At 67.9% G+C, this 19831-nt stretch carries 17 protein-coding genes; 5 read left to right on the top strand and 12 right to left on the bottom strand.

The features are described from left to right. The 12 genes from TS85_RS12335 to TS85_RS24135 form a co-directional block, all read right to left on the bottom strand. Positions 1–435, bottom strand: coding sequence for a GPW/gp25 family protein (locus TS85_RS12335; RefSeq protein ID WP_044332519.1), 435 nt, complete (start codon positions 433–435; stop codon positions 1–3). Position 436: 1 nt separating this feature from the next. Further along, positions 437–736, bottom strand: a complete 300-nt coding sequence (locus TS85_RS12330; RefSeq protein ID WP_044332516.1) for a PAAR domain-containing protein — start codon at positions 734–736, stop codon at positions 437–439. 34 nt (positions 737–770) lie between these two features. Further along, positions 771–2570 carry a type VI secretion system tip protein VgrG gene (gene vgrG / locus TS85_RS12325; RefSeq protein ID WP_044332515.1) on the bottom strand — a complete coding sequence of 600 codons (1800 nt, stop codon included), beginning with the start codon at positions 2568–2570 and terminating at the stop codon, positions 771–773. Beyond that, entirely contained in the window at positions 2567–3265 is a 699-nt protein-coding gene (locus TS85_RS12320) for a CIS tube protein (protein ID WP_044332512.1), read from the bottom strand. Before TS85_RS12320 ends, vgrG begins: the two co-directional genes overlap by 4 nt. 1 nt (position 3266) lies before the next feature. Next, a complete protein-coding gene (locus TS85_RS12315) occupies positions 3267–3455 on the bottom strand; it encodes a DUF5908 family protein (protein ID WP_044332509.1) in 189 nt (62 codons plus the stop codon). A 15-nt stretch (positions 3456–3470) separates the two neighbouring features. Further along, entirely contained in the window at positions 3471–3995 is a 525-nt protein-coding gene (locus TS85_RS12310; RefSeq protein WP_044332506.1) for a phage tail protein, read from the bottom strand. After that, on the bottom strand, positions 3995–4447 hold the full coding sequence (locus TS85_RS12305; RefSeq protein WP_044332504.1) for a phage tail protein: 453 nt from the start codon (positions 4445–4447) through the stop codon (positions 3995–3997). The genes TS85_RS12310 and TS85_RS12305 overlap by 1 nt, the downstream gene beginning before the upstream one ends. A gap of 46 nt (positions 4448–4493) precedes the next feature. After that, positions 4494–6338 carry a phage tail sheath family protein gene (locus tag TS85_RS24140; RefSeq protein WP_052507883.1) on the bottom strand — a complete coding sequence of 615 codons (1845 nt, stop codon included), beginning with the start codon at positions 6336–6338 and terminating at the stop codon, positions 4494–4496. Positions 6339–6392: 54 nt separating this feature from the next. Continuing rightward, positions 6393–7682, bottom strand: a complete 1290-nt coding sequence (locus TS85_RS12295) for a hypothetical protein (RefSeq protein ID WP_044332502.1) — start codon at positions 7680–7682, stop codon at positions 6393–6395. Beyond that, entirely contained in the window at positions 7679–8275 is a 597-nt protein-coding gene (locus TS85_RS12290; RefSeq protein WP_044332500.1) for a DUF4255 domain-containing protein, read from the bottom strand. Before TS85_RS12290 ends, TS85_RS12295 begins: the two co-directional genes overlap by 4 nt. Before the next feature lie 128 nt (positions 8276–8403). Then, positions 8404–9750 carry an ATP-binding protein gene (locus tag TS85_RS26270; protein ID WP_044332498.1) on the bottom strand — a complete coding sequence of 449 codons (1347 nt, stop codon included), beginning with the start codon at positions 9748–9750 and terminating at the stop codon, positions 8404–8406. Then, positions 9737–13285 (bottom strand): contractile injection system tape measure protein, encoded by a 3549-nt coding sequence (locus TS85_RS24135; RefSeq protein WP_155006396.1) that lies wholly within the window; start codon positions 13283–13285, stop codon positions 9737–9739. Before TS85_RS24135 ends, TS85_RS26270 begins: the two co-directional genes overlap by 14 nt. Before the next feature lie 312 nt (positions 13286–13597). Between TS85_RS24135 and TS85_RS12275 the strand changes: the two genes are divergently transcribed. From TS85_RS12275 to TS85_RS12255, 5 genes are all read left to right on the top strand, one after another. Further along, entirely contained in the window at positions 13598–14317 is a 720-nt protein-coding gene (locus TS85_RS12275; protein WP_227698466.1) for a GntR family transcriptional regulator, read from the top strand. A 154-nt stretch (positions 14318–14471) separates the two neighbouring features. Beyond that, entirely contained in the window at positions 14472–16586 is a 2115-nt protein-coding gene (locus TS85_RS12270) for a TonB-dependent receptor (RefSeq protein WP_227698465.1), read from the top strand. A gap of 23 nt (positions 16587–16609) precedes the next feature. Continuing rightward, positions 16610–17734, top strand: a complete 1125-nt coding sequence (locus TS85_RS12265) for an EstA family serine hydrolase (RefSeq protein ID WP_044332495.1) — start codon at positions 16610–16612, stop codon at positions 17732–17734. Then, on the top strand, positions 17731–18498 hold the full coding sequence (locus TS85_RS12260; RefSeq protein WP_044332492.1) for an SDR family NAD(P)-dependent oxidoreductase: 768 nt from the start codon (positions 17731–17733) through the stop codon (positions 18496–18498). Before TS85_RS12265 ends, TS85_RS12260 begins: the two co-directional genes overlap by 4 nt. Continuing rightward, positions 18498–19814 carry an MFS transporter gene (locus TS85_RS12255; protein ID WP_044332490.1) on the top strand — a complete coding sequence of 439 codons (1317 nt, stop codon included), beginning with the start codon at positions 18498–18500 and terminating at the stop codon, positions 19812–19814. Before TS85_RS12260 ends, TS85_RS12255 begins: the two co-directional genes overlap by 1 nt. Positions 19815–19831 lie beyond the last annotated feature (17 nt).

The raw sequence follows: 19831 nt of genomic DNA, 5'->3' as shown, positions 1-19831 counted from the left end.
TCACATCTGCGGCGCGGCGAGCGTCGCTTCGGTCAGGTAAAAGGGATAGACGAGGTTGCTGCGCGCATTGGTCTGGCGGACGACGTAATCGACCGAGATCGCGATCACGCCTCCGGTCGGGTCGGTCGACGTCACCGAGACGCGCGTTACGTCGATCCGCGGCTCCCAGTCGAGCACGGCCTTGCGCACCAGCGAGCCGATGTCATTCGCCAGCGTCTCGGTCAGCGCGTCGAACACCTTCAGCCGCAACCCGGTGCCATAGGTCGCGGCCATGATCCGCTCGCCCAGGCTGGTCGAGAACAGCACCCACAGGCATTCGCGGATATTATCGTCGCCGCGCGACATCAGGACGGCGGCGATCGTGCGATCGAAGGTCGGCGGGAAGGTCCAGCCGATGCCGAGGAAGCTGCGCGATGGGTCCGCCCGCTCGGCCACTTTATCCCCCGATCATCACGGTAGGCATCCCCAGCACGATGCTGCCGCCATGCGCGGTGCTGTCGCCCATCCGCGCGGCGGGGCGCCCGCCGATCTGGACCGTCGCCGATCCCTTCACGATCGAATCGGGCGGGCCGACGCAGACGCACAGGTCGCCCAGGCACGCCGCGGGCATCCCGCCGATCAGCACATTGGGCATCCCCGGCCCGGTGATCGGCCCGCCGACATGCGGGATGGGCGGCACGCCGGGCGTCACCATCGGGCAGGCGTGCATGTCGGTCACGCGCGCGGCGGGGGGCATGGCGCCGCTCCTTCGATCCGGGGGCGGAGCGCGCTCAATTGATCTTCACCATGCCGCCCTGGATCGTCACCATCCCGCTGGCGGTCAGCTTTGCCTCTGCGGCGCCCTGTGCGGCGAAGCTGGTATCGGCCTTGGCGTTGATCGTCAGCCCGGCGATGTCCACGCCGGCGGTGCCCTTGAGCGAAACCTTGCCCTGCGCGGTCATGGCGATGTCGGTCTTGGCGTTGAGCGTAAGCTTCGCCGCGCTGTCGATCGTGATGCCGCCCGCCGCCATCGTGATGCTGTTGCCGTTGGCGTCCTTGATCGTGACCTGCTTCGCCTTGTCGTCCATTCGCACGCTCTGCTTGGCGGGGGTCGTGATCTCGACGGCGGGCAGGTCTTCGTAGAAATCGATCCGCAGCTTCGAGCGAGTGACGATCGTCTTCTGGCTGTTCTTGGAATCGGGCGGCACCGGGGGCGGGTTCTTCTTGCTGTACAGGCTGCCCAGGATCACCGGGAAGCGCGGGTCGGCGTTCATGAAGGCGACGACCACCTCGTCGCCGATCTCGGGGTAGAATTCGGCGCCGACTGCGTTCGAGGCATAGAAGCTGCCCAGCCGCGCCCACACCCCCAGGCTACCCGCCTGGAGCAGCGGCAACTGGACCTGCACCCGATATTCGCCATCGGGATCGCCGTCGATCTTGAGCACGATCCCCGTCTGGAGTTCGGCTACCGGCGGGAGTAGCCCGGCGGCACCGGGTGCGGCGATATCGGGCGCGGCGGCGGCGAACCAGTCGGGCGACATCCCGATCTCGACCTCGGTCAGCCACAGCCCGTCGGTGACCGAATGATGCACCGCAGAGACATAGCCATCGCCGTTGAACCGGTCGCCCAGCCCCGCCAGCGTAACCATCACCCCGGTTGCGGCCAGCGCACTGCCCTGGAACCGCACCGTGCCGCGGATCTTGGCCAGCCGCGCCTTGAGCAATTCGGCGGAAGACCAGTCGGTCAGATCGGCCGTCTGGAGCGTCCCCGCCGTCTGTTGCGGAAAGGCGGTGATGCCGAAGACCCTGGCAAGGTCCTCCGAAGACAAATTGCCAAGCTCGTTGACGCTCGCGCTCGCCTGGCCCGACTGGACCACTGCCTGTGCCGCCGGGTCCCACGCATAGCTGTGGATCGCGCTCGCGGCATATTGAGTCGAGGCGTCCATCGCCGCGCGGAAATCGAGGATCGATTCGCCATAGGCGAGCGTGAGCACCGGCGCCTTCGACGTGTCCGGCGGGGCGACGGTCACGCTGGCGGCATCGACGATCGCGACCATGCCGTTCAACTGGGCGCGGATCAGCATCAGGTCCCAGTCGCTCGCATAATATTGGACGATCGACGGTTGGATCGGCGACGTCGTCGCGACCGTGGCGCTCAGGCCGGATTGCGCGATCAGTTTCTTGATGAGGTCCGAATCAGTGATCTTCTCGAACACCGCGTTGCGGCGCGCCAGCGTCATCGCCATCGCCTTGTCGGTCGCCTCGACCACCAGCCGCGACGGGCCGTCCTGGCTGACCTCGAGCCCCTGGCGGTAGATGATGCCGCTGAAAATCTGCGTCTCCTGGCTGTCATATCCCAGGGAGATGGTAAGCGGCTTGCCGGGGATCAGTGCGTCGGTCTCGCTGACCGGAAAGGTCGCGGCGGCAGGCTCGCCATCGGCGATCACCAGCCGCGCCTTGGGCAGCTTGTTGACGCCGGTCCAGATGTCGATCGAGGCGATCTGGATGCCGCTGTCCAGCTCGCCCCCGCCGGCAACCACGCGGATCGCGACCAGCGCGCCGGCGATCTGGGCGGGGGAGGGCGCGGTCATGCGGTGGGGCCCTGAAGCGGCGGGAATACCAGCGTGGTGCCCGGCACCAGGCGGCGGAATCCGGCCAGGTCGTTGAACGCGGCGACGCGCAGATAATAGGTGCTGGAGCCATAGATGCGGTGGCACAGATCGGGCAGCGTATCCCCGGCCTTCACCGTGATGAGGTGGCTCATGTCGGGCGAGGCCATGTTCGCCTCTGCGGCGAGCTGTTTCTCGCTGGCGAAGGACAGGAAGGTCGTCGACACCTTGGCGCGGATCGGCGTGCCGTTGGGCTTGAACAGCGTATAGGCGATCTTGAGCTTGCTCAGCACGCACTGGAACTGGAGCTGCGCCCAGGACAGTTTCAGGTAATTGGGGCGGTGGATCACGCCGTTCACCGTCGCGGTGAGCTTGACGAAGCCGTCGACCAGCCCGGCCACGCCATCGGCGGGGAGCGATACGCCGGGGATCGGCGGCGGCACCACCCCGGTCGCGTCGAATATCAGGTCGAAGCTGATGGATTCCTGCCCCACGCGGTTATATTCGGGGGAGGGGCCGTTGCTGCCCTGCGCCTGGCGATCGGAATAGCGGATCGTGAAGTCGTGGGTATAGCTTTCCGGGTTGATCCACACCGTGAAGGGGTCGCCGGTCTGGCTGTTATATTGCGCATCGGAAAAGGCGGTGATGACCATCCGCTCGAGGCTGCCCGACGCCATGTCAGCGGTCCTGCTGCGCGCGCAGCGCCGCGAGGACGCGGCGCGTGCATTCCTGGACGACCGCCTCGGTCTGCGCAGGCGACAGGCGTGCGTCGCCGCCTGCGGGCCCGCCGCTTTCGGTGTCGGGCGGGGCTTCGCCGGGGCTGCCGATCGCCAACTGCACCCCGATTTCGCTGATATGTACCGTCATGCGCGATCCCCCTCGCTACCCGATCAGATCGGAGACCGAGGAGATCATGCCCGTGGCATCGGTCAGCGGCATGCGGGTGACGCCGGCATAGGCGAATTCGAGCACTTCGGTCAGTACCTCGTTCTTCAGGGCATCGAACGGCCCGGTGACCCAGCGCACCGGCCAGGCGCGATCGAAATTCCACGCGACCAGCGGGACGCGGTCCGCCCCGATCAGCATCACCACCAAAGTCTGGGTCAGGATCGGCGCGTTGAGCGTCGACCCCACCGTTTGCGCGGTCCATTCGGACAGGAACGACGCCTTGGTCAGATAGCCGCGCTTCAGCACCAGATTGGGCGATTTGGTGCTGACCGGGAGCGTCAGGACATAGCGGTTCTCGCCGCCCTCCCGCACCGTCTCGGTTTCGAACTTGGCTTCGAGCCCGGATACTTCCTGGAAGCTGGCATCGGCGCCGCTCGATTGCTGGAGCGACGCCCCGCTGCCCGCGACCGTGACGGTGAAGGAGAAGGCGGGCGGCGGGACATAGCCGTTGGCGACCATTACGGCGCCGCGATGGTCATCGTCTCGAACGCGATATCGACGCTCTCGACGGCGACCTCATTGCCTTCGGACTTCAGGTCGGTGCCCGTGACCTTGATCGGAAAGGCGTTGTTGAGCGTCCACACCATCTTGGGCGCCGCGGTCTCGTCGAGCAGGCTCACCACCACCGTCTGGCGCGCGATCGTGTTGAGCTTGATCTGGTCGAACCATGCCCATAGCGCGGTGTCGTTGATGAAGATGCCCTTGCGCAGCGTGACGTTGCCGACCTTGCCGAGCCCCGGCATCTTGATCGGATAGAAACTGGGGCTGTCGCCATGGCGATATTCGATCGGGGTGTTCTCGGTGCTGAGCCCGGTGACTTCCTGAAAGCTGACCGTCCCCGAGGGGAAACCCGCCACCGAGAAATAGAATTTGGGTAGCGGCCATACTGCGTCTTCGACTTCACCTGCCATCGGAAAATCCTTTCATCGACAAGAGAGTATGAGGGGGCGCCCGCGATCAGACGCCCTGCATCGTCTGGGTGAAGGTCAGCTCGATGAACTCGGCGGGATGGATCATCTGGACCGTGACGTTGACGATCATATAGCCGTTGAGCACGTCGAGCCCGCTCATCGTGGTGGGTACGCCGCACTTGACGGTGAAGGCGTCGCTCGCCTTGTCGCCCATAAGGCCCCCAGCCTGCCACAATTGGGTGAGGAAGTTGGAGATGGTCGACGTCACCGTCGCCCAGGTCACGCCGTCATTCGCCGCGAACACGAACTGCTGGAGCGTGTTCTTGATCGACTGTTCGATATAGATGAGCGTCCGCCGCACCTGGATATAGCGATAGTCCAGGCTGTTGCCGTCGAGCGTGCGCGCGCCCCAGACGATGGTGCCGCGGTTGACCATCGCGCGTAATATGTCGATCGCGTTGCCGTTCAGCGGCACGTTATAATTGCCCTGCTCGGCGTCGCTCAGCAGGACTTTCGGCGCGACGACTTCGTTCACTGCGAAGTTGGCGGGGGCGTTCCATACGCCGCGATTATTGTCGTTCTGGGTCCAGATACCCGCCATCGGCCCGCTGGGGGGCACGACGTTGAGCTTGTTGGCCAGGATCTGCTGGATGTCGCCCATCATCGGCACGGCGTTGAGCAGATATTGGTCGAGCGAGGTGATGCCGGCTTCGTCGATGGGCGCGGTGGCGAGTGCCGTGTTGGGCAGGCTGACCAGCATCGCAGGCGTAGTGGCCGTCGCTGCGACGATCCCGACCACGCCCGGGGGGACGGTGTCGGTCACCGGGGTGGCGCCGGTGGCGGGGAACGCGACCGCGATGTGCGCGGCGACTTGCTGGAAGGTGGTCGACAAATTGGTGACCGGCGTGGCGCCGGTCGCGTCGATCGTCGGCGGATAGAGCGACAGCGCCTGCGTGGTGAGCAGATTGTTGGTCAAGGTGACGCTGTCTTCGGTCCCGGACAAATTGGTATAATCGACGTCCGATTTGTCGAGCAGCGACGATTCCAGCGCGGGGCCGTAGCAGGTGCCATAGCTGAAATAGGCCGAGGCGGGCGCGATCAGCGCGTAGAACTGGTCGGCCTGGACCTTCATCGCCGCCGCATTCCAGTTCGCCGGGACCAGCGCGCCGGGCATGTCGAGGATCGCCACGCGGTCCTGCAGCGCGGCGGACTGGCGGAGCATCTCGACTGCGACCGGCTGATAGGCCGAATAGTCGAATGGCGTCGTGGCGGTGGCTGGGTTGACCGTCACGAGCAGGCAGGCGTCGGGCACCACCAGCATCGTGCCCCCGCGCGTATCGTTCGCGACCGCGAGCCCGTCGAGCAGCGCCTGCTTGTCGACCGAGGTTACGGTGGCGCCGGCAGGCGGGGTGACGGTGCGGGTGCCCCAGTAATTATCGACCGAGATGACGAAACAATTGCCGCCGCCATTGGCGTAGAACAGCTGCATCGCCGCAAACAGATTGAACTGCGCCACGAAGGTCGGGCCGGTCGCGTCGGTGTAGGCGGTGCCGACGATGTAATTAGACGCGGTCGTCGTGAAGGCGCCGTCGACGGTCGTGCCGTCCGCCGATGCCGCTTCAAAATCATAATCGTCCGCGTTGCCCTGCGGCTGGACGACGCCCTGCGCGTCATAGCCATAGCCGAAAAAGCTGTAATAATCGGCCATGGACGTGATCGCGACGGCCTGGAGATACATCTGCTTCCTGCTCGACGGATCGAGCGCCGTCTGCGTGTAGCCGACAAAGATCGGGACGGCGGTCTCGACCCCCACGACCGAGGGCGGGAATGCCGAGAATTCGGTAACAAAGACGCCGGGTGTCTTGCGGTCCTTGGTAAGGGTCGTGGCCATCGCATTGATCCTTTGCGGCTGGAGTGCGGCGAAGTCGCCGGGGGCGGACGGTCGTCAGACGTAGATGAACATCTCCGAAGTGCCCGCGATCGGCTGGTCGTTGGCTGCGGGCCAGACCGGGGCGGGTGGGGCGACCGGGAGCGGCGCGACGCGGATCGCATTCTCCCGCCCGGAAGGGTCGCGGCGCACGCCGCGCAGCGCGAACCGCTCGAGCGACTGCTGGCGCAGCGCGAGCGGAGTCTGCGTCGTGAACAGCGTCGCGAACGACCCGTCGGGCAGCAGCACCGGCACCGGATCGGCCTCGAACGCGGCGCCGGGCCCGACGATCGCCAGCGCATCGAGCTGCGCCCCGCGGACGTGCGGCGCCACATAATAGCGCCAATAGGTCTGCCGCGCGTCGAAGGGCAGGCGGTATTGCGTGTCCGCCACGCTGGCGTCGCGATCGACCGTGCCGAACAGCGATGGAAGCGGGTAGATGCCGCCGCTGTCCGGGGTCGGCTGGGTGAACAACATGTCGAGCAGGACGAGCGAGTCCGATTCCGGGGGCACGAACAGCACTTCGCGCGGGGTGCCCGGCTGGATATCGCCCGAATCGTCAAAGGCGGTGATCGTGTAGAGGTCGTGCGCGAGCCCGCTGAAATCGAGCGCGATGCGTTTGGGCGCGCGCAGGGGCGAGGATGTCCCCGCCGCCTCCGCGGCTTCCCCGGCAGCGTCCTCGGCCGCCTCTTCGGGCGTCGGCCACGCCAGCACCACCGCGCCCGACAGATCCTGGACGGTCACGCGCGCCGTCGTGCCCGGTACGAGCAACTCGACACTTGCACTGACCGTGGGCCGCAATGCCGCACTATCGAGGAAGCGCCCCGCGCTCAGTACCGCCGCGGGGCCCGCCGGGGTCTCCGCTGTCGCGGCGTCGGCCCCGGCATCGGGTAGATGCGCGTCGATATTGGTGCCGAACAGATTCTGTTGCGACTGGCGCATCCCGATCGGCAGCGCGGTGATCCCGATGAAATCGGCGCGCGTGAGTTCGAGCAGGAAGGTCAACCGGCTCCAGAAGCCGCTCTGTCCCTCCGGCCCGCTGGCGGAGCGACGGACATAGGACAGGATGTTGTCGAGTTCGCCCTCCTGAAAGAACACGCTGAATCCGGCGCCCTCGTCGTTCATCGCCAGCCCCAGCGACGCCATCAGCCGCGCCGTGGCATCGGTGGGGACGACACGGAAATCGCGGCACTTTCCCCCGGTGCGCGCGTAGAAATTATGCGTGATCGCGACCTGGAACAGCCTGCGATAGCGTCCCGCCGCGCGCGGCGATGCAAAGCTCAGCGCCTTTTCGTGCCCGCTGGTCATGCCGCCGCCGGGTCGCTGGGCGCTTCCGAAACGCCTCCGCCGCGCACCGGAAAGGTCCGCGCCTGCATCGCCGGCGACGCGAAGGTCAGCAGCCGCAGCTTGTAGAAGACGCTGGGCAGATATTTGGTCCCCAGCATGCTCATCACATAATTGACTTCGACCGGGTCGAAGCTCTCCATCTCCAGCGTGACCTTTTCGACGTCCGGCCCCAGTTGTGGCGCATTCGCCTGGTTGAAGTTCGGCACCTGCTGGAAGAATGACAGGATATGCGAGATCGCGGCGAGCCCATCGGCATAGTTGTTCGACGCAAAATTCGCCATGAAGGCGATATGAAGATCGATGTGGAGCGGCGGGCTTACAATCGCGAAGCCGCCTTCGCCCGCCCGCGCGGGGGTGAAGCTGCTGACGATGGTTTCGCGCGTGATGTTGAACAAAGTCATCACCACGCGGTCCTTCGCATGTTCGTTGATCGAACCGTCGTGATACGCCGTGCTGGTCAGCACAACCCAATCATCCGCCCGCCGATCGATATTCTGCATATAGTTGTTCGCCATGTGTCGGATCACTTCCAGGACATGGCGGATGCTGGGCATGGCGAGAGACTGAGCGCACAGTCTGAGTCGCGCAAGACCATTATCGCGACGGTATCAGATGGAATTGGGTCCGATGTTGCACCTTTATTTACAGGGTTCGTCAAGGACAGGCTGTTGGCGGCAATATTTCAAGAAAAGGCGTAGCGCCCCTCCTTGCGAAGCTCTTGCCGGATGCCGCTCATAATGTCCGCTTTGCGCACGCAATCCTTGTCGCGCGCGACGGCGCGGAGACAGGCATGGCGCAGCACGTTGAGGATCGCACCCCCGGCCAGCGCATGCTCCTGCGCCAGCGCGTCGAGATCGACATCGGCGTGGAGCGCGAACGGGCGTTGCGCGAACATCGCGTGCCACAGCCGCTGCCGCGCGGCGGCATCGGGCATGGGGAAGAAGATCATCGACTGGAAGCGGCGCGTGAATGCCTCGTCCAACTGCGCGCGGGCATTGGTGGCGAGGATCACCAGCCCGGGAAACGCCTCGACCCGCTGGAGCAGATAGCCGATCTGCTGGTTCGCGGCGCGATCATTGGCGGTGTTGGCGTCGGTGCGCTTGCCGAACAGCGCGTCGGCTTCGTCGAAGAACAATATCCAGTCGCGGTCCTGCGCCTGGTCGAACAGCCCGGCGAGGTTCTTCTCGGTCTCGCCGATCCATTTGGAAACGACACGCGACAAGTCGATACGATAGACGGGCAGCCCGTGGTGCTTGCCGATCAGCGCGGCGGTGAGTGTCTTGCCGGTGCCGGGCGGGCCGTGGAACAGGCAGCGATAGCCCGCCTTGATCCGGCGCGCGAGGCCCCAGTCCTCGAGCAGGGTCCGGGCATGCGCGATCCACGCGCTGATCTCCGCTACATGCTCCGCGGTCTCTTCGTCGAGGATGAGGTCCTCCCATTCGAGCGGCGAGGTGATGCGCTCGGCGGGGAAATGCACACCTGACGGCGCGGCAGGGGGCGCGCCGGTCAGCAGTCGGTCGAGCATGTCGGGGCCCAGCCGCAGGAGCGCGGCGCCCGCGGGCTCGTCGGCATGGCGCTGGTCGAGCATCAGGAGCCGCGACGCGAGCAGCCGCGCCGAAGGCTCGAACAACCGGCGGGCTGCGATCCGCGCGGCGCGATCGCCGCCCGCGATCAGGAACAGCGCGGTCTCGACGCTGGGCAGGAAACCGGCATGCGACTGGCCCAGCATGCCGCCGAATTCGGTGAAGCGCCGTCCGGTCGCCTGGTTCTGGAGCAGGAAGGGATCGAGCATCTCCGGCGCGACATGCGGCGCGAGCGCGAGGATCAGCGCCAGCCGTTCCTCACCGTCCAGACCGGCGACTCCGCGTGCATACGGATCGTCGGTGCGCGCATCGTGCTGCGGCGGCAGGGGCGGGGCGTGCGGCGCGGCGTCCGGTGCCGCGCCATAGGCGGCAAAGCGGAAGCGGAGCATGGCGTCGAGCCAGTCGAGTTCGGCGTCGAGGCCGGAAATGCGCTTACCATTGGACATAGAGCGGCTCCGGCATCCATCCGTGGAGGATCGTCCCGATGCTCCACGGGATCTGGTCGACCAGCACGTCGACGGTCTTGCGCTCGACGGTGAGCGTCCAGCGCGCCTCGCCGCGCTCCAGCCGTGCCTGGCGCTGCAAAAACGTCTCGCGCAGCCCGGCGGGGGACGTGTTGCGAAGGATCGGCCAATTGGCGAGGACCGCGGCGGTAAGCGACTCGCACAGCGCGCGATCCGCGTCCGACATGTCGATCGACGCCGCGACCGGCGTCGCAAGCGGCAGTCCGCACAGCAGCTTGTTGAGGAGCAGCGCGGGTTCGGGCGCGTCGCATCGTTGGTCGACCAGATATTGCAGCAGATGCACCGCGCGCGAAGCGGCCTCGACCCCGTCGATGCGCCGCTTGCCGTCCGCGCCGGTGCTGAGCACCCCGAGTTGGTCGAACAGTCGCGGCAGGAACGGGTTGAACAGCACGAGGCCGGCATTGTCGACATAGCGCCGCGATCCGCTCGCGGTATCGGGCAGCCGCCGGGCGGGCAGCGCAGGCGGTGGGGAGGGCGATGGCACGGGCTTGGGGATCGCGGCGCGCAGATGCGCGTGCCCGGACTGTCCGGCGAGCGTGGTCGCGTGGGCCGCCAGCGCGGCGGTCCGCGCCGGGTGCCCGGCCGCGATCGTTTCGACCAGCGTCGCGAGCGCCGTGCGGGGGGGCGCCGCCAGATCGCCGGCAAGCAGCGCGAAGAGCTGAGACGTCACGGTCGCAGCGGCGGCATGTGCCTCGCTGGGCAGCGTGCGGCGCCATGCCGGGATCAGCAGCGCCCGCGCGTCGAACAGCATGCGCGCGCGGGCGGGGGCGATGCGGTGGAGGATACGCGCGACGACTTCCTCGGGCAACGCCTCGGCCCAGCGCGCGCGCGTCTCCGCCCGCGCCAGCCCGCGCCGCAACGCCGCATCGAGCGCCGGAGCGGCGGCATCGGCGAGCGCGGCGATCCGCTGCATCCCGCGCGCGCCGATCGCGGCACCGGGCGCGTCCCCTGCCAGCCATGCGAAGAGCCGTGCATCCTCCCCGGCGGCGGGCGGCGGCGCGGGAGCGTCGGTATTACCCGCCGCAGCAACCGGCAGCGCCTCGCCACGCAGCACCGCGTCGAGCACCACCGCCCAGCCCGCCGCCAGCGAGCCCCCCGGCGCGTCGGCCAGCGCTTCGGCACAGGCCGCGGCGCGCGCGCTGTCGTCGCCGAGCAATGCCGCGACGATCTCTTGCGGCAACATCCAGTCGAGCAGCCGCTCGCGCAGCGTCGCGGTGCCCCCCGAATGCGCCGCGACCAGCCGGCGCAGCAACGCGGCGAACCCGCGTGGATCGGCGGCGGCGGCGCGCACGAGCAGCGCGCCGTCGGCGGGCGGGGTGCCGGTGCGCAGATAGCGCTCGGCGGCGGCAAGCAGCGCGGGCCCGTGGAGCGCCACGGCTTCGTCGGCGACCCGCGCCAGCGCGGACCATTCGCCCAGCGCCCGCGGCGCGACTCCCGCATGCACCGCGAGTCCCGTCAGGAGCGCGCGGCGGAACCCCGCGCGGTCCCATTCGGTGGCGCGCGCCAGCGCCGTCTGTGCCAGCGTGTCGAGCAGCGCCGCAAAAGCGTCGCCATCCAGCGCGGCGAGCGGCGCCACGCCATGCGCCGCCCGAAGTAGCGACAGGTCCGCGCGCACTGCGGCAGCGCGCTCGGCGAACAGCGCGGCGATCGGGTCGGGTGCGGGGGTGATGGGCGCATTTGCAAGCCGGGGCTGGTCGAACAGCGATGCGATCCTTGGGCGATCGGCCCCCGGCGCCGCCGCGAGCGCGTGCGCCAGCGCGGCTCGCCACGCAGCCATCCCCACCGGGCCGTCGGCCAGCAGCACGCGCAGCGTCTCGTGGCGCAGGCGGCAGGTCCAGGCGTGGTGCGACCACGGCCCGGGCGGCTGGCCCGCACCAGCGTCGCCAAGCGCGGCAAGCAGCGCAAGCCGCGCCCGCCCCTCGCGCGGGTCGAGATGCTCGACCAATGCCGCGAAGCGCGCAGGGGACAGTGCGGCGGCAAGCGTGGCGAACGCGGCCTCGTCGGCGCGGATGCGGCGCAGCCGGGCGGCGAGCGCGGCGAGATCGTCGGGGGCTTCTCTCGGGGCCGCAGCGGGCGCGGGCAGGTCCTGGGTCAGGTCGGCGATGGCGATCGTCAGCGCACCGCCCAGGGGGGCTGCACGCCGCAGCAGCGCGAGCGACGCCGCCAGCGCCTCCAGCAGCACCGCATAGGAAATGCCCCCGACCGCGGCCAGCCGCCGCAACAGCCGCTCCATCCAGCTGCGCCGGTTGAAGCGCGATCCCCCGTCGCGGAGCAGATGGCGGAGGCTGAGCAGCCGCAGCCAGTAATCGAGCTGCGCGTCCGACAGCAGCATCAGCGCGGCGGTGCGGTGCGCCGCCCCCAATGTGTCGAGATGCCGCAGGATCAGCGCGGCGTGGCGCGGGTCGAGCCGGTGGATCAGCGCCGCGAATTCCTCTGCGCCGAGCAGGTGCACCAGCGCGGCGAGCGTCGCGGGATTGGCTGCGGCGGCGCGGGCGCGCTGCTCGATGGCGTCGGCGGCGTGCGATGCGACGGGGCCCGCGGGCGGGGCGGCCTCGGCGATCAGCGCGTCGAGCACGGCGGGCAGCGACGCGCTGAGCGGCTGCCGCCGCCGGGTCTCGCCCAGCGCCTCCGCGATCAGCGCGAGCAGCGCCGGGTAGGCGAGACCATGCGCGGCGGCGATGCCCTGGAGCAGGTGCGCGACGAAACTGCGGCGATTGAACTGGCTGCCCGCGTCGCGCAGCAGATACTCGACCGACAGCCGCCAGGTTGCATGGCGCAGCGCGGGCTCGGACATGCCGCCCGCGCTGTGGCGTACCAGTCCGTGGAGATCGGCATGGTAGCGCAGGATCAGCGCGGCATCGGCGGGCGCGAGCAGCGCGAGCAGCGATCGCAGCGCGGCGTCGTCCAGCTGGAGCACGAGCCGCTCGATCGCGTGCGGGTCCGCCGCATGGCGTCGCAACAGGGCGACCAGCGCCGCGGGCTGCGCCAGCAGGGCGCGAAAGCGCTCGGGGGGATCATAGGGCGGACCCGGCGCTCCCGGGTCGCCGTGGAGGAGATAGGCCTCGAAGGCATCGATCGCCGCTGCCACGGGGGTGCGGGCGCGGACCCCCGGCCGGCCGCCCCGTCGCGCCTGCGTGACCAGCGGCGCAAGCTGTTCCTCCAGCGCAGCCTCCAGCGCGCTCGCCATATCGGACTCGATTGCATCGGCGGCGATCCTGCCCAGATCGAGGTCCAGCGCGTCGATCTCCAGGTCGAGATCGTCGGGCGCGAGCCGATCGAGCACGCGCCCGATCGCATCGGGCAGCGCCGCCTCGGCCAGCGCCTCGATCCGCGCGCGCACCGCAATCGCGGCGTCGAGCGTGGGAAGTCTGACCGCGAGCGTCAGCCGACCCACATGGTGCGGGCCGGGCATTACGGGGAGCATTGTCGGTCGATGGTCGGCAACGCGAACGGGCATCGAGCAGACTCCCAGCTACATTTGTGAACAGATGCCCGCCACTTTCCCAAGTCAACTTCGCACTGACTCGATTTGTGACATATAAATATCCATTTCGGGCAAGATAGTTATCGGAAAGGGCTTGGGGTTAAAACTTTAGCGTATTCGAATGTTTCTGTATGAAATCTGATCGCGATCGTCGCGTTCGGGTTTGCGCGGGACCCCTTTGCAGCGCGGTTCGTTCGCTATAAAGGCACCAACCCAAGCCCCGCCTTGCACCACATCGTGCAGGAGCGCCGGGATCACGAGAGTAGAGCAAGCGTGCAGAAGACCATGATCCGCATAACGCCCGATTGCGCAGCAACGGGTGCCAATCCTGCCTTTGGGACACCCAAGCAACTGTCCGAAGGCGGCGTCAAAACCTCGCTGGTGCAACAGGTCTATACGGTGATCATGGAGTCGCTGGACAGCGGCGCCCTGCAGGGCGGGAGCCGCATCGTCGCCTCCGAACTCGCCTCGCGGCTGGGCGTCAGCCGCGCGCCGGTGCGCGAGGCGCTGGCGGTGCTGGCGGGGCAGGGGCTGGTCGAACTGCTCGCCGATCGCGGCGCGCGGCTGCGCCCGATGAGCCGGCGCGACCTGGCCGGAGTCTATGAGATCAGCGGGCCGGTGGCGGCGGTGGGCGTGCGCGCCGCCGCCGCGCGGATCGGCGAGGGCAATAACGCCGCGCGCGTCGAAGCGGCGATGGATCGCATCCGCGTTGCCCGGCAATTCGCGGCGGGCGTCGAATTCTACCTGGTGCTCAATGATTTCCACTATCTGATCAACGAGATCGCCGAGAAGCCTTCGGTCGACATGGTGCTGCGCGCGATCAACATCGAATATTGGAACCGGCTGCTGGCGCAGGCGATCGACCTGAAGGTCCATGCCGATCGCTATGTGCGCAACTATGCCCGGCTGACCGATGCGGTGCTCGCGGGGGACGGGCGTGCGGCGGAGGCGGTGATGCTCTCGCATGTCGAATGGTGCGCATCGTTGCTGAGCTCGGAGGGCTGAGTTCAAATTGTCGACAAAAATAGCGCATACGGGCCGATAAAGCGTCACATTAGGCAGATAGTGTCGACAATATGCTTGCCTGCCCCTCCGAATCATGTTTCCTTCCTCTCGGCGAACAGCGGGAGGCACGGGAATGCGGCGGGTTCTACAGGCAATGCTTCTGGCAACCGCGGCGTGCGCGCCCGCGATGGCGCAGGCACAGACGGCAAGCAGTGACGACACGCCGCGCGCCGGCATCGACGACATCGTCGTAACCGCCACGCGCACCGGCGAAACCCGGCTCCAGGACACGCCGCTGGCAGTGACGGCGTTCGACGCTGCGGCGCTGGAGCGCACCGGCCTGAAAGACATTCGTGACCTGACGACGATGACGCCCAATCTGCAGGTGACGCAGAACGGCGCCTTTGCGCAGGTCTATATTCGTGGCGTCGGGTCGAACAACGTGTTCGGCGGATCGGACCCTTCGTCGACGATCCACCTCGACGGTATCTATCTCGCGCGTCCGGCCAGCTATTTCGGCAATTTCCTCGACGTCGAGCGGATCGAAGTCCTGCGGGGGCCGCAGGGCACGCTCTATGGCCGCAACTCGGTGGGCGGGACGATCAGCATCGTCAGCCGCAAGCCGACGAACGAGTATGAGGCCCGGGCGCAACTGACCTATGGCAATTACGAGATGCTGCGCGGCGAAGGCTATGTCAGCGGGCCGATCGTTCGCGACGTGCTGGCAGCGTCGGTGTCGATCATCGGCACCCGCCGCGACGGCTATATTCAGAATATCGCGGCGGGCCAGCCGGATGCGGATAATGAGCGCACCTTCGGCATTCGCGGTCAGCTGCGCTTCACCCCCAGCGCGCCGCTCGAAGTGATCGTGCGCGGCGATTATCTCAATTCGAACGACCGGCTCGCGGGCTATGTGAAGCTGCTCCAGCGCACGACCGATCCGGTCGCCAATTCGGTGCTCGGCGACTATCGCAAGATCGCGGCCAACATTTCGCCGCTGTCGCGCCGCCGGCAACAGGGCGTCGCGGGCGAGATCAACTATGATCTGGGCGGCGTCGCGCTCAAATCGCTTACCGGCTATCGCGAGAACCAGCTGATCGGCGTCACCGATACCGACGCGACCACGCTCAACACCCGCCGCACCGACCAGTTCGAGGCGCAGCGCCAATTCTCCGAGGAGCTGACGCTGTCGGGCGAGCTGGGGCCGCTCGGCTATATCGTCGGCGCCTATTATTTCAGCGAGTGGATCAAGGTACGCTCGGCGGTGACGACCTTCGCGGCGAACCGCGTGGCATACCAGCCGCTCGTCGAGACCGAGGCGCTGGCGGGGTTCGGCCAGCTTTCCTACGCACTGGGCGACAAGGTGACGCTCACCGCCGGTATCCGCTACACCGACGAGCGCAAGGATTTCGACCAGTTCGCCAACCAGACCAACGCGACCACGGGCGCCCAGGTCGCGACCTATCCGCGCAGCTATGCGCGGCGCGGCAACTATCAGGCATGGACGCCCAAATTTGGCATCGAGTTCCGCCCCGCGGGCGGCGTGCTCGTCTATGCCAGCGCGACCAAGGGCTTCAAATCCGGCGGGTTCAACATGGCGAGCGTCAACCCGGCGCAGGGCTTCGCGCCCGAGACGCTGTGGAGCTATGAGGCGGGTGCCAAGCTCGACCTGCTCGACCGCACGCTGCGCGTGAACCTGGCGGCGTTCCATTATGACTATCAGAATCTTCAGGTGCAGGCGTTTATCACGCCCGGCGTGACCGACATCACCAACGCATCCGACGCGCGCGTCGACGGCGTCGAGGTGGAGACGGTGTTCCAGCCCGCACGCTGGGCGCAACTGGGCGCGAACCTCGCCTATCTCGATGCGCGGTACAAGAATTACCCCGGCGCGCTGGGGGCGGGCAACGTCACCTTCGATGCGTCGGGCAACCGGCTCAACCTCTCGCCGCGCTGGTCGTACACCGTCTATGCGCAGGGCGACGTGCCGCTGGCGGGCGGATCGGTGATCGCGCGGACCGAGTGGAGCTATCGCAGTCGGCAATATTTCACCGCAGCGAATACCGGGCTCGACCAGCAGGCGCCCTATGGCCTGCTCGGCGCGACGCTCGGCTATACGCTGCCGGGCGGGCGCTATGACGTGATGGTCTTCGGGCGCAACCTGACCAACCGGCAATATGTGACGAGCACCGCGAGCTTCGCGTCGGGGATCGTCGGCCGGGTCGGCGAGCCGCGCGTGTATGGCGTGCGGCTGGTCGGCAAGTTCTGACGGTGGGCGCGGGGGTGCGGGACATGCGGATCGATGGCCAATGCGACCCCGAATTCGCGGCTTTGGGTGACACCTTCGCGGCCAATTTCCGCGAGCGGGGGGAAACCGGCGCGGCGATCTGCCTGTACAAGGGCGGGGTGAAGCGCGTCGACCTGTGGGGCGGATGGGCGGATGCCGCGCAGACGCGCCCCTGGGTCGAGGACACGATCATCTGCATGATGTCGGTGGGCAAGGGCATGGCGGCGCTGTGCCTATGGATGCTCGTCGATCGCGGGCTGATCGACATGGACGCGCCCGTCGCACGCTACTGGCCCGAATTCGCGCAGGCGGGGAAGGGAGCGATCAGCGTCGACACGCTCGTCACCGGGCGGGCCGGGCTGCTCTATGCCGATCACGCGCCCGATGGCGCCGGGTTCGATTGGGAGACGATGGTCCGCGCCTATGCGATGCAGGCGCCCGAATGGGAGCCGGGGACGCTCCACGCCTATCACTCGGCGAGCTATGGCTATCTGATCGGCGAGCTGGTGCGGCGCGTGGACGGTCGGCGGCTGGAGGATTTCCTCGAGCAGGAAGTCTCGGCGCCGCTGGGGGTGAACTATGGCTATGGCACCCGCGGCACCGATCCGGCGCTGGTCGCGGACATCCTGCCCAACCCCGAAAGCCACACCTTCGTCCAGTCGCGCGACCCGACCACCAAGATGGGCCGGGCGTGGCGGATGCGCCCGGAATCTCCGGATAATTACAATGACATAAGGCTGCGCGAGGGGGTGATGCCCAGCACCAATGGGCATGGCAATGCCCGTGCGGTGGCGCACATCTATGCCGCGCTGGCCTGTGGCGGGACGCTTGACGGGGTCCGGCTGGTGTCGCCCGAGACGATCGACCGGATGCGCACGGAGAGCTGGTTCGGGCATTGCGAGATGACCGACCGCATCTTCCGCTATGCGCGGGGCTTCTTCCTCAACGATCCCGCAATGTCGCCGATGGGCGCCAATCCGCGCACCTTCGGCCATCCCGGCGCGGGCGGGGCGATCGGCTTTGCCGACCCTGAGAACCGCATCTCCTTTTCCTACAGCCCGGCGCTGATGTGTTCGGGCGGCGGCCTGGGCGAACGGTGCGCGGCGCTAACCGCATCGGTGTACGCATGACGCATGATTTCACGAACAAGGTGGCGATCGTCACCGGCGGCAGCTCGGGCATCGGCCAGACCGTGGCCGAGGCGCTGGCGCGCGCGGGGGCCAGCGTCGCGGTGGTCGCGAGCAGCAGCGTCGAGAAGGCCGCGGCGGTCGCGGACGGGATCGTAGCAAGCGGCGGGGTCGCCCGGCCCTATGCCGTCGACGTGCGCGACGCCGATGCGTTTGCGCGGCTGGTGGCCGACGTCGAGGCGGCGTTTGGCGGCGTGGACCTGTTGGTGAACGCGGCGGGGGTATTCTACCCCACCGTCCCCGGCGAAACCCCGCCGGAGGACAGCGCGCGGCTGATCGACATCAACGTCACCGGCGTTTGGAACGCCGTCAACGCCGTGGTGCCCGCGCTGCGGCGGCGCGGCGGCGGGCGGATCGTCAGCCTCGCCTCGGTGACGGCGTTCGTAGGAGTGCGCGGCTTCGCGCTCTATTGCGCGAGCAAGGCAGCGGTGGCGATGCTGACACGCTCGCTCGCCGCCGACCTCGCGCCGCAGGGGATCGCGATCAACGCCGTCGCGCCGGGCAACACTGCCACCCCGATGAACGCCAGCGTCCGCGCCGACGCCGCCGCATCGGAGGGGATGCGCAGCATCACCCCGAGCGGCAAGGCGTTCAGCGACGCCGCCGACATTGCCGGGATCGTCCTGTTCCTGCTCTCCGACGCCGCCGCCCCGGTCCATGGTGCGACCTGGCTGGCGGACGAAGGCATTTCGGCGGCGATTGGCTGATGCCACGCGCGGCCTCGACAGACAGCGCGGCGCCCAGCGCGACCGGCTATGCCTGGTATGTCGCGCTGCTGATGGCGACCGCGCATTTGCTGTCGTTCGTCGACCGCTTCGTGATGAGCCTGGTGATGGAGCCGCTCAAGGCCGATCTGGGGGTGAGCGACACGCAACTGGGCCTGCTCCAGGGCACGGGCTTCGTGATCCTCTACACCGTCGCCGCCGTGCCGCTGGGGCGGATGGCGGATAGCCTCAACCGGCGCAACCTGATCATCGCCGGCATGGTGCTGTGGAGCATCGCGACGATGCTGTGCGGGCTCGCCAATTCGTTCGGGTCGCTGTTCCTCGCGCGGATCGGCGTGGGGTTCGGCGAGGCGGCGCTGGTCCCCGCCGCGATGTCGATCCTCGCCGCCTATTTCCCCCGCCGCCAGCTTGGCCGGGCGGTATCTTGGTTCACCACCGGCGCGTCGCTGGGCAAGAGCGCGGCGCTGATCGGCGGCGGCGCGATCCTGGCGGCGGTGACGCTGGCCGGGGGGATGGCATTGCCGGGGGTCGGTATGCTCGAGCCGTGGCAGGCAACGTTCGTCATGATGGGCCTGCCGGGCCTCGCGCTCGCCGCGCTGTTGCTTACGGTGCGCGAGCCCCCGCGCGCGCCGGGCATCGCCCAGCCGAGCATCGCCCGCGCCTTCGCCTATGTCCGTGAACATCGCGCGGTGTTCGCCACGCATGTCGCGGCGGGGTCGATCGTCGTGCTGCTGATCCAGTCGATCGCGGCCTGGGCGCCCTCCTTCTATGTCCGCTTCCTCCATCTGACGCCGTCGCAGGCGGGCTATGCCGTCGGCACCGTGACGCTGATCGCAGCGCCGCTGGGGCATCTGAGCGGCGGGGCGCTGACCGACTGGTTTCAGGCGCGGGGGGCGCGTTCGCCCGCCGCGCCCGTGATCGCGCTCGGGCTGCTCGCGGCGATTCCGGGCGCCATCGTCTTCGCCACGGCGCGCAGCCTGCCGCTGTCGCTGGCGGCCTATGGCGCGATGACCTTCTGCCTGACGCTGGCGTCGCCCGCGACGCTGGCGGGGGTGCAGATGCTCACCCCCGATCGGCTGCGCGGGGTCGTGACGTCGATGTTCCTGGCCACCACCACGCTCACCGGCATCGGCTTCGGCCCGCCGCTGATCGGGTTGCTGAGCGACCATGTCTTTGGCGGGCCGCTCGGGCTCGGCCATTCGCTGCTGCTCGCGGTGCCCTTGTTCGCGCTGGCGGGCGCGGCGCTGGCGCTGATGAGCCGCAAATATTTTCCCGCGACCGCAGCAGCGGCGCGATGATTTTTCAGGAGTGGATT

Source organism: Sphingomonas hengshuiensis, assembly GCF_000935025.1.
Taxonomy (GTDB): Bacteria; Pseudomonadota; Alphaproteobacteria; order Sphingomonadales; family Sphingomonadaceae; genus Sphingomonas; species Sphingomonas hengshuiensis.
The sequence above is the reverse complement of the archived record's forward strand: the minus strand, read 5'-3'. Positions and strand labels throughout refer to the sequence as shown.

Bases quoted from the DNA above. Each gene is read 5' to 3' on its own strand.
- TS85_RS12330 (WP_044332516.1), bottom strand. From the start codon at position 736: ATGCCCCCCGCCGCGCGCGTGACCGACATGCACGCCTGCCCGATGGTG.
- TS85_RS12265 (WP_044332495.1), top strand. From the start codon at position 16,610: ATGCGGATCGATGGCCAATGCGACCCCGAATTCGCGGCTTTGGGTGAC.
- TS85_RS12260 (WP_044332492.1), top strand. From the start codon at position 17,731: ATGACGCATGATTTCACGAACAAGGTGGCGATCGTCACCGGCGGCAGC.
- TS85_RS12270 (WP_227698465.1), top strand. From the start codon at position 14,472: ATGCTTCTGGCAACCGCGGCGTGCGCGCCCGCGATGGCGCAGGCACAG.
- TS85_RS12320 (WP_044332512.1), bottom strand. From the start codon at position 3,265: ATGGCGTCGGGCAGCCTCGAGCGGATGGTCATCACCGCCTTTTCCGAT.
- TS85_RS12310 (WP_044332506.1), bottom strand. From the start codon at position 3,995: ATGGTCGCCAACGGCTATGTCCCGCCGCCCGCCTTCTCCTTCACCGTC.
- TS85_RS12295 (WP_044332502.1), bottom strand. From the start codon at position 7,682: ATGACCAGCGGGCACGAAAAGGCGCTGAGCTTTGCATCGCCGCGCGCG.
- vgrG (WP_044332515.1), bottom strand. From the start codon at position 2,570: ATGACCGCGCCCTCCCCCGCCCAGATCGCCGGCGCGCTGGTCGCGATC.
- TS85_RS24135 (WP_155006396.1), bottom strand. From the start codon at position 13,285: ATGCCCGTTCGCGTTGCCGACCATCGACCGACAATGCTCCCCGTAATG.
- TS85_RS12255 (WP_044332490.1), top strand. From the start codon at position 18,498: ATGCCACGCGCGGCCTCGACAGACAGCGCGGCGCCCAGCGCGACCGGC.
- TS85_RS12275 (WP_227698466.1), top strand. From the start codon at position 13,598: ATGATCCGCATAACGCCCGATTGCGCAGCAACGGGTGCCAATCCTGCC.
- TS85_RS24140 (WP_052507883.1), bottom strand. From the start codon at position 6,338: ATGGCCACGACCCTTACCAAGGACCGCAAGACACCCGGCGTCTTTGTT.
- TS85_RS12315 (WP_044332509.1), bottom strand. From the start codon at position 3,455: ATGACGGTACATATCAGCGAAATCGGGGTGCAGTTGGCGATCGGCAGC.
- TS85_RS26270 (WP_044332498.1), bottom strand. From the start codon at position 9,750: ATGTCCAATGGTAAGCGCATTTCCGGCCTCGACGCCGAACTCGACTGG.
- TS85_RS12290 (WP_044332500.1), bottom strand. From the start codon at position 8,275: ATGCCCAGCATCCGCCATGTCCTGGAAGTGATCCGACACATGGCGAAC.
- TS85_RS12305 (WP_044332504.1), bottom strand. From the start codon at position 4,447: ATGGCAGGTGAAGTCGAAGACGCAGTATGGCCGCTACCCAAATTCTAT.